Origin of the sequence: Burkholderia sp. Bp9090, from assembly GCF_003857985.1 — a bacterium.
In the GTDB taxonomy this organism is placed as follows: domain Bacteria; phylum Pseudomonadota; class Gammaproteobacteria; order Burkholderiales; family Burkholderiaceae; genus Burkholderia.
Map to the genome: position 1 here is coordinate 175,776 of NZ_QTPV01000001.1, position 12,166 is coordinate 187,941.

The 12,166-nt window shown below is 70.4% G+C and carries 11 protein-coding genes; 2 read left to right on the top strand and 9 right to left on the bottom strand.

The features are described from left to right. Positions 1-163 precede the first annotated feature (163 nt). From DIE16_RS00765 to DIE16_RS00800, 8 genes are all read right to left on the bottom strand, one after another. Positions 164-1,654, bottom strand: a complete 1,491-nt coding sequence (locus tag DIE16_RS00765) for an efflux transporter outer membrane subunit (RefSeq protein ID WP_124891615.1) — start codon at positions 1,652-1,654, stop codon at positions 164-166. A gap of 10 nt (positions 1,655-1,664) precedes the next feature. Continuing rightward, on the bottom strand, positions 1,665-2,819 hold the full coding sequence (locus tag DIE16_RS00770) for an ABC transporter permease (RefSeq protein WP_124484926.1): 1,155 nt from the start codon (positions 2,817-2,819) through the stop codon (positions 1,665-1,667). Next, positions 2,816-3,787, bottom strand: a complete 972-nt coding sequence (locus DIE16_RS00775; protein ID WP_124891616.1) for an ABC transporter ATP-binding protein — start codon at positions 3,785-3,787, stop codon at positions 2,816-2,818. The genes DIE16_RS00770 and DIE16_RS00775 overlap by 4 nt, the downstream gene beginning before the upstream one ends. Then, the gene (locus DIE16_RS00780; RefSeq protein ID WP_124891617.1) at positions 3,784-4,749 is read right to left on the bottom strand and encodes an HlyD family secretion protein; all 966 of its coding nucleotides are present in this window, start codon (positions 4,747-4,749) and stop codon (positions 3,784-3,786) included. Before DIE16_RS00780 ends, DIE16_RS00775 begins: the two co-directional genes overlap by 4 nt. Continuing rightward, positions 4,746-5,444: a TetR/AcrR family transcriptional regulator gene (locus DIE16_RS00785; RefSeq protein WP_124891618.1), complete on the bottom strand. Its 699-nt coding sequence runs from the start codon at positions 5,442-5,444 to the stop codon at positions 4,746-4,748. The genes DIE16_RS00780 and DIE16_RS00785 overlap by 4 nt, the downstream gene beginning before the upstream one ends. Positions 5,445-5,841: 397 nt before the next feature. Next, a complete protein-coding gene (locus DIE16_RS00790) occupies positions 5,842-6,267 on the bottom strand; it encodes a cupin domain-containing protein (RefSeq protein ID WP_124484922.1) in 426 nt (141 codons plus the stop codon). A 12-nt stretch (positions 6,268-6,279) separates the two neighbouring features. Continuing rightward, positions 6,280-6,717, bottom strand: a complete 438-nt coding sequence (locus DIE16_RS00795) for a carboxymuconolactone decarboxylase family protein (protein WP_044843002.1) — start codon at positions 6,715-6,717, stop codon at positions 6,280-6,282. 94 nt (positions 6,718-6,811) lie between these two features. Beyond that, positions 6,812-8,296 carry a PLP-dependent aminotransferase family protein gene (locus tag DIE16_RS00800; protein WP_124891619.1) on the bottom strand — a complete coding sequence of 495 codons (1,485 nt, stop codon included), beginning with the start codon at positions 8,294-8,296 and terminating at the stop codon, positions 6,812-6,814. Between the two features lie 298 nt (positions 8,297-8,594). Here DIE16_RS00800 and DIE16_RS00805 point away from each other — a divergent pair, with 298 nt between their 5' ends. Next, positions 8,595-9,512 carry a LysR family transcriptional regulator gene (locus tag DIE16_RS00805; protein ID WP_124891620.1) on the top strand — a complete coding sequence of 306 codons (918 nt, stop codon included), beginning with the start codon at positions 8,595-8,597 and terminating at the stop codon, positions 9,510-9,512. 144 nt (positions 9,513-9,656) lie between these two features. Next, complete coding sequence (locus tag DIE16_RS00810; protein ID WP_124665847.1) at positions 9,657-10,406, top strand: SDR family oxidoreductase; 750 nt, start codon at positions 9,657-9,659, stop codon at positions 10,404-10,406. 71 nt (positions 10,407-10,477) lie between these two features. Here DIE16_RS00810 and DIE16_RS00815 read toward each other — a convergent pair whose 3' ends face one another. Then, positions 10,478-12,133 (bottom strand): glycoside hydrolase family 32 protein, encoded by a 1,656-nt coding sequence (locus DIE16_RS00815; protein ID WP_124891621.1) that lies wholly within the window; start codon positions 12,131-12,133, stop codon positions 10,478-10,480. Positions 12,134-12,166: the final 33 nt, after the last annotated feature.

Sequence of the window (12,166 nt, forward strand, 5' to 3'; positions counted from 1 at the left end):
TTTCCATTTGCGGCACGCGTTGTGCGTATTGCGGGTTCGGTCATGGATGGTCGTCGAATGGAAGCGCGCGGCGACGGCTGTCGAGCCCGACAAGTGTGCCGTTCATGCGGTGCATGACGTGCAGGCCGGCAATGCCCGGTCGGTGCCGACGCCGTCCTGTCGGTCACCGCGCCGCCTCATCCATCCAGTTCCCCGCCAGCGCCTGGAACAGCGCCGCCGTGTCGGCCAGCCGGTCGGCCTGCGCGCGCGTGCGGTCGAGCGCGGTCTGCAATGCCTGCCGCTGGGCGTCGAGCAGCGCGAACGCGCTGATCCCGCCCGCCGCGTAACGGTCGCCGGCGATCGCGTTGCCTGCCGCCGCTTCCCGTGCGGCCGTGTCCCGCGCTTGCAGCGCCGTCGCATCGTGTTCGACCGCGCGCATCGCGTCGGCGACCTGCTGGAGCGCCAGCAGCACGGTTTCCCGATAGCTCGCGAACGCGGCGTCGTACGCGGCTTCGGCCGCGCGCTTCCTCGCGTGCAGCTCGCCGCCATGAAAGAGCGGCTGCGTCAGGCCGAGGCCGACATTCCACACATTCAGCCCGCTGACGATATCCGCGATGCGCGTGCGTTCCGAACCGATCCCCGCCGAAATCGAAAAACGCGGATACAGGTTCGCGGTCGCCACGCCGACGTTCGCGCTCGCCTGGTGCAACAGGGCCTCCGCCGCGCGGATATCGGGCCGTTCGCGCGCGAGCGTCGACGGCAGCGCGACCGGCAGCGTGCGCGGCAGCGTGAGTGTGTCGAGCGCGAGGTCGGGCAGCTCGGCGCCGGACGGCGGCGCGCCCAGCAGGATCGCGAGCCGGTGGCCGGCCTGCGCGTAGCGGGCCGCGAGCGGCGGCAGCGACGCCTGCGTCTGCGCGAGCAGCGTGCGCTGCGCATGCACGTCGGCCTGCGATACGCCGCCCGCCGCGAAGCGCGCGTCGACGATGCGCAACTGCCGGGCTTGCGCGTCGACGAGCTGCCGCGTGAGCGCGATCTGCTGCGCGAGCGACGCGCGCAGGATCGCAGTCGCGACGACGTTGCCCGCGAGCGTCAGGCGTGCGGCGTCGAGCAGGTACGCCTGATAGTCGACCTGGGCGCGCAACGCCTCGAGCGCGCGCCGGTTGCCGCCGAACACGTCGAGCGCGTACGACACGCTCACCGACGCGTCGTACAGCGTGAACGGCCCCGGATTCGGCACGTTGGCGGGCAGCCCGAATGCAGCGATGTCGACCTTCTCGCGCGTGGCGGACAGGTTCGCATCGACGCGCGGCAGCATCGTCGCGCCGGCTTCGGCCGCGTGGTTCTGTCGCGCTTCGTCGAGCCGCGCGCGGGCCCCGGCGAGCGTCGGGCTGTTGTGCCACGCGGTATCGACGAGCCGGTTCAGCGGTGCCGAGCCGAACGCGGTCCACCACTGTTGCGGCGTGTGCGCGGCCGATGCGAACGTCTGCGCGTCGCCGGCCGGGCCGCCGGCGGCGGCCGTCGTGACCGGCGGGTCATCGCGCGTGTATTGCCGTGTGGCCGGCGCGTCGGGCGTGCGGAAATCCGGCCCGACCGTGCAACCGGCGACGAGCAGCGCAACGGCTGCCCATGCGCTGCGGCGGGCGGCGGGGCGGGCGCGACGCGAAGCCGGTTTCATCGTGCGGCCCCTAGTCGAGCGTGCGCCGGTAGAAGCGCAGCGCGACGCCCATCACGACGAGCGTAAACAGCGCGACGGGCCACACGGACGGCCACAGGTCGGCCCAGCCGTTGCCTTTCAGCAGGATGCCGCGCACCAGGCGGTTGAAGTAGGTGAGCGGCAGCAGGTTGCCGATGAACTGCGCCCACTTCGGCATCCCGGCGAACGGAAACATGAAGCCCGACAGCAGGATGTTCGGCAGGAAGTAGAACACCGCGAGCTGCATCGCCTGCAACTGGTTCTGCGCGAGCGACGACAGCGTGATGCCGACCGTCAGGTTCGCGGCGATGAAGAGCAGCGCGGACAGGTAGATCGCGACCATGCCGCCGACGAACGGCACGTGGAACACGTAGCGCGCGGCCAGGAGGATGATCGACACCTGGATCAGCCCGATGAACACGTACGGGACGATCTTGCCCGTCATCACCTCCAGCGGCCGCACGGGCGTCGCCAGCAGGTTCTCCATCGTGCCGCGCTCGCGTTCGCGCGTGATCGCGAGGCCCGTCATCATCACCATCGTCATCGTCAGGATCACGCCCATCAGGCCCGGCACGACGTTGTACTGCGTGATGCCTTCCGGGTTGTACAGGCGGTGCAGCACGATGTCGAACGCGGCCGGGCGGCCGTTCAGGTGCGCGAGCGGGCCCGTCAGGTCCTTGTCGGCGACGGGTTGCACGAGGCCCGGCAGCGCGCCGAGCGCCGATGCGGTCGCGACGGGGTCGGTCGCGTCCGCCTCGACGAGCAGCGACGGGCGCTCGCCGCGCAGCAGCCGCTTCGAGAAGTCGGCCGGCACGCTCAGCACGAACTGCACGTCGCCGCGTGCGAGCGCATGCCGGCCGGCCGCTTCGTCGGGCAGCGTCGCGACGATGTCGAAATACGCGGAATTGCGCATCGCGGCGATGAAGCTGCGCGCGAACGGGCTCGAGTCGGCGACGATCACCGCGGTCGGCAGGTGCTTCGGATCGGTGTTGATCGCGAAGCCGAACAGCGCGAGCTGGATGATCGGCACGCCGACGATCATCGCGAACGTCACGCGGTCGCGGCGCAGCTGCAGGAATTCCTTCAGCACGATGCTCCACCAGCGCGCGACCGAGAACGCGTCGCGCAGGCCCGTCCACGTGCTCATGTCGCCACTCCGCCGGGCGGCCCGGATGCGCGGCCCATCATGTAGATGAAGACGTCTTCGAGCCCGGTGTCGATCGGCGAGACCTGCAGCGGCGCGTGACCGTTCTCCTGCGTGCCGGGCTGCGCCGCGACCTGCGCGAGCGTCGCGTCGAGCAGCGCTCGATCGCGGCCGCTCACGTGCAGCGTCGAGCCGAACACGACCGTCTGGTCGACGCCCGGCATCGTGCGCAGGCGCGCGGACAGTTCCGCCAGGTGCCCGCCGGTGACCGTGCGCGTCGACAGGTGCTGCGACGCGACGATTTCCGCGGCCGTGCCCTGCGCGAGCAGTTCGCCGGACGCGATGTACGCGAGCTTGTGACAGCGCTCGGCCTCGTCCATGTAGTGCGTGCTGACGAGTACCGAGATGCCTTGCGCGGCCAGCCGGTGCAGCTCTTCCCAGAAGTCGCGGCGCGCGGCCGGATCGACGCCGGCGGTCGGTTCGTCGAGCAGCAGCAGCTCCGGCTCGTGCAGCATGCACGCGGCGAGCGCGAGGCGCTGTTTCCAGCCGCCCGACAACGCGCCCGTGAGCTGGTCCGCGCGGCTCGCGAGACCGAGCCCGTCGAGCGCGCGCGCGACAGCCGCCTGACGATCGGGCATCCCGTACACGCGTGCGACGAAATCGAGGTTCTCGCGGATCGACAGGTCTTCCCAGTACGAGAAGCGCTGCGTCATGTAGCCGACGCGGCGCTTGATCTGCGCGCTGTCGCGCACGATGTCGTAGCCGAGACAGGTGCCGCTGCCCGAGTCGGGCGTGAGCAGGCCGCACATCATGCGGATCGACGTCGTCTTGCCGCTGCCGTTCGGCCCGAGAAAGCCGAAGATCTCCCCGCGCGCGACGCGCAGCGAGACGTCCTTCACGACGTGCTTGTCGCCGAAGCGCTTGTTCAGGCGGTCGACGTCGATCGCATACGGGGCGGGCGGTGCGTTCATCGCATCCTCACGGCGACGGGCTGGCCCGGGTGCAGCTTCGGCGCGTCGGCGACGGCGGGGCGCGCCTCGACCATGAACACGAGTTTGGTCCGGCTCTCGTTGCTGTAGATCACGGGCGGCGTGTACTCGGCCGCGCGCGACACGTAGGTGACGCGCGCGGGGACGTCGGCCGGGCAGCCGTCGCAGCGGATCGCGACCGTGCGCCCCGGCGCGATCGATGCGACGGCGGCCTCCGGCACGAAGAACCGCACTTTCAGGTTCTGCGGCGGCAGCATCTGCACGACCGGATTGCCGGCCTGCACCCATTCGCCGACGCGGTACAGCGTGTCGTACACGCGCCCGGCGGCGGGCGCGGCGACGCGCTTCTGGTCGAGTTTCCATTGCGCTTCGGTGACGGCCGCCTGCCCGGCATCGACCTGCGCGGCCTGGGCCGCCACCTGCTGCGCGCGGCCCGGCAGGCGCGCGACGTCGACCTGGTTCTGCAACTCGCGCACCTGTGCTGCGGTGGTTTGCGCGGACGTGCGCGAATCGTCGAGCTGCTGCTTCGACAGGCCGCCGGCCGCGTACTGACGTTCGTCGCGCGCGAATTGCGCGGCGGCCCGCGCGGCCTGTGCCGCGGCCTGCGCGAGCTGGGCCCGCGTGACCGCGACTTCCTGCGGGCGCTTGCCGGTCTGCAGGTCGGCAAGCTGCGCGCGCGCGGCCTCGAGCTGGTGTTGCGCCTGCCGCAGCGCGGCCGTTTCGTTGACGGCTTCGAGCGAGAACACCGGCGCGCCGGCCGCGACGGCCTGGCCGCGTTCGACCGACAGCTGCGTCAGCGTGCCCGCCTGCGACGACGACAGGTATACGAACTCGCCTTCGACATAGCCCTGGAAGGTCGTGACGTCGTTCGCCGGCCGTCCGCAACCGGCGAGCAGCGCGACGGCGGCGGCCAGCGCGAGCGGCAGCGGGCGGGGCGCGTTCACGACGGCCTCCGTCGCGCATGCGCGTCGGGATCCGGCGCGGCGGCGGGCGGTTGCATGCCGGAACCGAGCAGCGCGCGGACGTGGCGCTGCAGCACGTCGCGATCGATCGGCGGCAGGCCGCGCGCGCTCTGCCACAGCTTCGCGGTGGCGAGCGGCAGCATCACCAGCGCGATGATCGAATGGAACAGGAATGCGGGTTCGAGCGCGGGGTTCAGCGTGCCGGCCTGCTGCGCGGCGCGGATGCGCTCGGCAAACCGCCCGACATGCTCGAGCGGAATGCGCCGGATCATCCGCTCGCGCAGCAGCCCGCCCTCGTGGACGATCTCGCGCAGCCAGATCGACGGCAGCCAGGGCATGTGATGCGTGACGTCGAAGAAGCGGTCGACGAGTTCGGCGACGAGCGCGAACGGATCGTTTTCGATCTGCGGCGCGGTCGGCCGCCACACGAACGCGATGACCTGCGCGAGCCGCTCCTCGACGATCGCGTCGAGCAGCTGCTCGCGATTCGTGAAGTAGTAGTGAACCATCGCCGACGTGACGCCGGCGGCCGCAGCGATCTGCGCGACCGTCGTCGCGGCGATGCCGCGCTCGGCGAACAGCTGCATCGCGACGTCGAGCATGTGGTCGCGCAGGTCGAAGTCGTCCACCGACGGGCGGCGCCCGCGCGGCCTGGAGACGGTGGATTTCGCGTTCATGAAATCGACGCTAATTGATGAGTTAGTTAATTTCAAGGCAGGGTTTTCGCCCGCGTTGATCGCGATCAGGCGAGTGGCGAATGGCGGGGCGGACGGGCGGGGCTGAGGGTAGGGAACGGGCGTGCGCCGACGGTGAAGTGTAGGGAGCGGCTAATGGGGAAGACGCGGGAACTGGCGGGGAACTGGCGGGTGATCGACGGGGGAAATGGCGGGTGAAACGTTGATCGAAACGTGGGTGAAACGGCCGGCGAAACGGCGGGCGAAACAGCGGGCGAAACAGCGGCGAAACAGCGGGCGAAACGGCCGAGCCCGACACCTGCGAGGAAGTCGCGCGGCACGGGGCGGGACGCCGGCCGTGCAGCACGGCGGCGCGCCCGACGCGGCACGGCCTCCTAAATCACTGATCGATCGGCGACTTCAGCGGCACATGCTCGCCCGTCAGCCCGAACACGACAATTTGCGCGGGCTCGGTCGCGCTCGCGTTGCGCGACATCTGGTGGCGCGAACCGGGCGGCTCGTACCAGCCTTCGCCGGTGCGATAGCGGCGCACCGGGCCGTCGTTCACCTGCGACAGCACTTCGCCTTTCGACACGACCGCGAACACCGAGCCGAGGTGCTTGTGCGCTTCGGATGCCTGACCGGGCGCATAGTCGACGGTCGCGACGACGGCGAGCTTGCCGGGCGCTTCGGGCACGGCCTGTTGCATGATCGCGTGCACGCTGTCGCCGGTATCGTGCGCGCGGGCGGCGGCCGGCAACGCGGCGCCGAGCGCGAGCGACGTGCACAGCATCGCGCGGCGGAGCGTGGGGCTGGAGCGCATCATCGTCGTCTCCCCTTACTCGGGCATCTTGCGGAACGCGATCGCGAAGCGGTTCCACGTGTTGATCGTCGCGATCAGCATCGACAGCTCGAACAACTCCGTGTCGCTGAAATGGGGCTTCACGGCTTCCCACACGGCATCGGGCACGTGGTTGTCGGCGACCAGCGTCAGCGCTTCGGTCCATTCGAGCGCCGCACGTTCGCGCTCGGTGAAGAACGGCGTTTCGCGCCAGACGACGACCGTCGCCAGGCGGCGATCGGTTTCGCCGCCGTTGCGTGCGTCGGTGGTGTGCATGTCGACGCAGAACGCACAGCCGTTGATCTGCGACGCGCGCAGCCGGACGAGTTCGGCGAGCGGCTTCTCGATCGAGCTTTTCGCGAGGAATTCCTCGGCGTTGCGCATCACCTTGATGGCGTTCGGGCTGGCGGTATAGAAGTTCAGACGCGGTTGCATGGCAGGTCCTGTTCGGTTGGATGCGCCCGGTGGCGCGACAGGACCCACTTTAAGCGGGCCACTGGCCTGCTTGAATGGCCAATTCCTGGAAAATTCAGGTAACCAGTGGCGGTCCGCCGACCCGGCCTGAATCCAGCAGCGCGGCCAGCTTCGCGAGCGCGGTGTCGATGCGAAGCGCGTCGATCCCGCCATAGCCGAACAGCAGCCCCGCGCGGGCCGCCGAGCCGACGTGGAACGCGGTGATCCCGTACAGGCCGATGTCGTGCTCACGCGCCGCGCGGACCAGCGCGGCTTCGTCGAGCCCCGGTTTCAGGTGCGCGGCGAGGTGGATGCCGGCGGTCGGCACGATCGTGTCGAACCACGGCGCGAGGCCGCCGCGCAGATGCGCGAGCAGCATCTTGCGGCGCGCGTCGTAGTGTTTCTGCGCGCGCCGCAGGTGCCGCGCGAAATCGCCTTCGAGCATGAAGCGCGCGAGCGCCGCCTGCGTCAGCGTGCAGGTGTGCCAGTCGACGATCTGCTTCGCCTTGGCGAGCGCGCCGCGCAGCGCGCGCGGCGGAATCGCGTAGCCGATCCGCAGTTCAGGAAAGATCGTCTTCGAGAAGGTGCCGACGTACGCGACCAGACCCGTGCGGTCGAGGCTCTTCAGCGATTCCACCGGCCGGCCTTCGAAGCGGAACTCGCCGTCGTAGTCGTCCTCGATGATCACCGCGCGGCGGCGCTGCGCCCATTCGAGCAGCGCGACGCGCCGCTCCAGCGTCATCGGCATCCCGAGCGGGAACTGGTGCGACGGTGTCACGTAGACGAGGCGCGCGTCGTCGGGCAGCCGCCCGGTGACGAGGCCGTGCGCATCGACCGGCACGCCGATCACCGTCGCGCCGAGCGACGCGAACGCCGCGCGCGCCGGCGGATAACCGGGATTCTCGACCGCGACGACGTCGCCGGGCCGCACGACCACGCGTGCGATCAGGTCGAGCGCCTGTTGCGCGCCTTGCGTGACGAGCACGTCGTCCCAGCCGCACGCGACCGCGCGGCTGAACGCGACGTAGCGCGCGATCGCGCCGCGCAGCTGTGGATCGCCGGCCGGCGCATGGTACTGGCCGGGGCCGCGCGCCTGCTGGCGCAGCGCGTGATGCAGGCAGCGACGCCATGCGTCGAACGGAAACAGTGCCTTGTCGGTCACGCCGCCGCGGAAGTCGAACGCGGGCGTGTCCTGCGGGGTGGGCATCGCGAGCGCGTCGGGCAACTCGTCCCACAGCGCGCGTGCGTCGACGGCATGGACGGGCGGCGCGTCCTCGACGAGCGACGGCGTCGCGGCCGCCGCCGCGTGCGGAACCCGCGCCAGGCCGCCGGCGACGAACGTGCCGTCGCCCGCGCGCGTGTTCAGGTAACCCTCGGCGACGAGACGTTCGAACGCGTCGAGCGTCGTCTTGCGCGACACGCCGAGCTGCTTCGCGAGATCGCGCGTCGACGGCAGCCGGGCGCCGCCTTCGAGCCGCCCGTCGACGATCGCGGTGCGCAACTGCCGGAAGATCTGCCCGGTCAGGTCGTGACGGCCTTCGATGCGGATCGCGATGTCCATCGCAGTGGTTACCTCGAATGCGGAAATGTGACGTCGATCAGCATACCGGAAGTTCATGGCCGGATCGGCGTTCGCGCATGCGCGGGCGGCATCGCTCGGCCAGGGCACGCGCGTGGCGTCGAGGGGGCAGGGAAAGGCGGCACCTGGCACGCAACGCGCGCCGGATGCGGCAAATGGCACGGCGCGCTACGGTGCCCCGGCCGGCACGGCATCCGCCCGCTGCCGGCAGTGCCATTCGATTGCGTTGGCGCCCGCCGCTGCCTTACGATCCACCAGACCCCCCGACCGGAGTGCGCTCATGCTGTCCGAAGAGGAACTCGCGCTGCTCGATGCGATCCGCGCCACCGGCAGCCTGTCGCGGGCGGCCGCACGGCTCGGCAAGGCGCCGTCGACCGTGTCGCACGCCGCGCGGCAGCTCGAAACACGCTTCGACGCGCTGCTGTTCGACCGCCGCGGCTACCGGCTGCAGCTCACGCCGGCCGGCCAGCTGCTGACCGACGAGGCATCGCGCCTCGCGCTGGACGTCGCGCGGCTCACGCAGCGCGTGCGGCAGGTCGCGAGCGGCTGGGAGGACCGGCTGTGGATCGTCAGCGACGAGGTGCTGGAATTCGATACGCTGCTGCCGGTCGTCCGCGCATTCGATGCGCTCGATTCGGGCGTGTCGCTGCGTTTCACGCACGAAGTGCTCGGCGGCACCTGGGAAGCGCTGCGCGATGGTCGCGCGGATCTGGTCGTCGGCGCGACCAACGAGCCGCCGGCGATTCCGGGCTTCAAATGGTTCGAACTCGGCGCGATGGAGTGGGTGTTCGCCGTCGCGCCGCGCCATCCGCTGGCGTCGGCGGGCGCGCAGCTGACCCGGGACGCGATCGGCGCGCATCGCGCGGTCGTCGTCGCCGACTCGTCGCGGCAGGCCGTCGGCCGTGTGTACGGACTGCTCGGCGGGCAGGCGGTGCTCGCGGTGCCGTCGATGCGCGCGAAGATCCTCGCGCAGCGCGACGGGCTCGGCGTCGGCTGGGTGCCGCGCCGGCGGGTCGCGTCGCTGCTGGCGCGCGGCGAGCTGGTCGAGAAGGAAACAGCCGATCCGCGCGAGCCGAACGTGCTGTATGTCGCGTGGCGCGGCGACCGCGACGGCCGCGCGCTGCAATGGTGGCTGGAGCAACTGCGCGAACCGCGGCTCGCGCAGCGCCTGCTCGACGGGATCGACGTGTCGGGCTGAGCGCGCCGGGCCGACACGCGCCGGACGGCCGGGGCAAACACGTTCGAAGATTTCGCACATGTCTGCCGCGCCGGTCGTACGGCAAGGCCGGGCACCGCGCGCATCCTGTGTTCACGGTCAACTCACCGGTTCAAGGAGAACATCATGCAACGCTTCGAAGGAAAAACGGTCCTCGTCACGGGCGGCAACAGCGGCATCGGCCTGGCGGCCGCACGGGCATTCGCGGCCGAAGGCGCGCGGGTCGTCATCACCGGCCGCGACGAGCAGACGCTTGCCGCCGCGCGCGAGTCGCTCGGCGACGGCGCGCTCGCGATCCGCAACGAGGCCGGCAGCGTCGCGTCGGCGCGAGCGCTCGCGGACGCGATCGCGGCCGCCGGCGCGCGCCTCGACGCCGTGTTCATCAACGCGGGCGTCGCCAAACTCGCGCCGTTCGCGGATATCGACGAGGCGTTGTGGGACCTCGTGTTCGACACGAACGTGAAGGGCGCGTATTTCCAGATCCAGGCGCTCGTCCCGCTGCTGAACCGCGGCGCGTCGATCGTGATCAACGGCTCGATCAACGCGCACATCGGGATGCCGGGGTCGTCCGTGTATGCGGCGAGCAAGGCGGCCGTCAATTCGTTCGCGAAGACGCTGTCGACGGAACTGCTGCCGCACGGCGTACGGGTGAACGTGGTGAGCCCCGGGCCGGTCCAGACGCCGCTGTACGGCAAGCTCGGCCTCGATGCGGCGACGCTCGACGAGACGGCCGACAAGATCAGGGGGCTCGTCCCGATCGGCCGGTTCGGCACGCCGGATGAAATCGCGTCGACGGTGCTGCACCTGAGCGCACCCGAGTCGGCGTTCATCGTCGGCGCGGAAATCATCGCGTCGGGCGGGATGGGCTTGCTTTGAGCGTGGAACCGGCGGGGCTGCACGGCCTGACGCGAGGTCAGGCTGTGCAGCCCCGCCGTGCAACCGCATCGCTAGCGCGATGCACAGGCGTCACGGACGTCGCCGGCCTGATCGCGTCCGTGGAGCTGCGTGACCGTCAACCCCGAGAACGTCGCGCTCCCGTGCTCGGCGAACACGGCGACGCGGTCCGCATCGGGCGGCGGGAAGATCAGGTCCGTCAGCGCGACGCGGCCGCCGTTCGCGAACACCTCGACCGAACCGCGATCGACGACGATTTCGAGCCGCAGCTGCCCGTGCTCGAGTGGCAGATCGACGATGTGCTCGCGGCTGAACGTGCCCGCGAAATCCGTGGCGCCGGAGCGCGAGCGGTCGAGCGTCAGCGTGCGCTTCGCCGTGTCGTACACGATCCGGGTGCCGATCGAGCCATCCGCGGAGCCCCGCACGATCAAACCCGCGCGGGCCGCGCGCCGCGGCGCGATCGTCACCGTGATGCGCTGGACGGTGCCGCGCGTGGCGTCCGACAGCGTGCGCGTGGCGGACTCGACGTTCAGGTTGCCTTCATGCACGGCGGGCCGCCCGTCGGCCCACGCATCGAACGCGGCTGCCGGCGTCACGATGAGCGTCGGTTCACCGCCGATCGTCTTCAACGCGAGTTCGCGCGGCACCGTCGTCGCGCCGCGCCAGGGCGCCGTCGGCGCTTTCGCCGCGTAGTCCCAGTTGCTCATCCATGCAATCGCGACAGGGCGCGCGCCCGGCGCGCCGGAGAACGTGCCGGCCGCGTAGAAGTCGGCGCCGTGATCGACCCAGCGGAATCGTGCGGGATCGGAACCGGCCGGTGCGACCCGGTCGGGGACGAACGTGCGGCCGTCGAAGTCGCCGACGAAATACATCGCGCCGGAACCGCCGGCGATCGACCACGGGTTGACGTTGACGATCATGACCCACTTGATGTGCCGCGGATCGTCGTCGACGGGCAGCGGCACGAGGTCGGGCATTTCCCACAACGCGCCCGCATGCGGCACGTCCGGCAGCGTGAAATCGCTCAGGAACGACCAGTGAATCAGGTCGTCGGAACGGTAGAGCTTCACGACCTGCGCATCGGCGACGACGGTCGTCATCAGCCAGTAGCGTCCCGGCGCGTACCACGACACCTTCGGGTCGCGGAACTGCTTCGATTCCGGATCGAGCGTGAGCACCGGATTGCGCGCGTAGGGCCGCCAGGTCGCGCCGTGGTCGAGGCTGTACGCGAGCGACTGCGCCTGCGTGCCGGCTGCGTGACCCGAGCCGTCCTTGTAGACGCTCGTGTAAAGCGCAACCAGCGGTGTCTCGCCCGCCGCGCCGAGGCCGGACGTATTGTGCGTGTCGGCGACGATCGAGCCGGAGAAGATTTCCTCCGTCGCGCTCGCGCGCATTGCGACCGGCTGCTCGCGCCAGTGGACGAGGTCGGTGCTGGTCGCGTGGCCCCACGACATGTTGCCCCAGTCGTGGCCGAGCGGGTTGTATTGGTAGAACAGGTGATAGCGGCCGTTCTCGTACACGAGGCCGTTCGGATCGTTCATCCAGTTGCGTTGCGGCGTGTAATGCACGGCCGGTCGCCATTGTGGCGTGGCGTTCCCGGGCGGCGTGCCGCAGGGCGCGGCGGTGGCGTGCGTGCAGGCCGCGCTTGCCGCACACGCGAACAGCAGCCGGGCGATCCAGCGGGAAAAGCGAAAAGACGTCGATTTCATGCGGGGTTCCGTGCTTCGGCGCGCGAAGCGGGA

What these genes read in the sequence shown, in the direction of transcription:
- DIE16_RS00765 (WP_124891615.1), bottom strand. Translation starts at nt 1,654, where the DNA reads ATGAAACCGGCTTCGCGTCGCGCCCGCCCCGCCGCCCGCCGCAGCGCA.
- DIE16_RS00770 (WP_124484926.1), bottom strand. Translation starts at nt 2,819, where the DNA reads ATGAGCACGTGGACGGGCCTGCGCGACGCGTTCTCGGTCGCGCGCTGG.
- DIE16_RS00775 (WP_124891616.1), bottom strand. Translation starts at nt 3,787, where the DNA reads ATGAACGCACCGCCCGCCCCGTATGCGATCGACGTCGACCGCCTGAAC.
- DIE16_RS00785 (WP_124891618.1), bottom strand. Translation starts at nt 5,444, where the DNA reads ATGAACGCGAAATCCACCGTCTCCAGGCCGCGCGGGCGCCGCCCGTCG.
- DIE16_RS00790 (WP_124484922.1), bottom strand. Translation starts at nt 6,267, where the DNA reads ATGATGCGCTCCAGCCCCACGCTCCGCCGCGCGATGCTGTGCACGTCG.
- DIE16_RS00795 (WP_044843002.1), bottom strand. Translation starts at nt 6,717, where the DNA reads ATGCAACCGCGTCTGAACTTCTATACCGCCAGCCCGAACGCCATCAAG.
- DIE16_RS00800 (WP_124891619.1), bottom strand. Translation starts at nt 8,296, where the DNA reads ATGGACATCGCGATCCGCATCGAAGGCCGTCACGACCTGACCGGGCAG.
- DIE16_RS00805 (WP_124891620.1), top strand. Translation starts at nt 8,595, where the DNA reads ATGCTGTCCGAAGAGGAACTCGCGCTGCTCGATGCGATCCGCGCCACC.
- DIE16_RS00810 (WP_124665847.1), top strand. Translation starts at nt 9,657, where the DNA reads ATGCAACGCTTCGAAGGAAAAACGGTCCTCGTCACGGGCGGCAACAGC.
- DIE16_RS00815 (WP_124891621.1), bottom strand. Translation starts at nt 12,133, where the DNA reads ATGAAATCGACGTCTTTTCGCTTTTCCCGCTGGATCGCCCGGCTGCTG.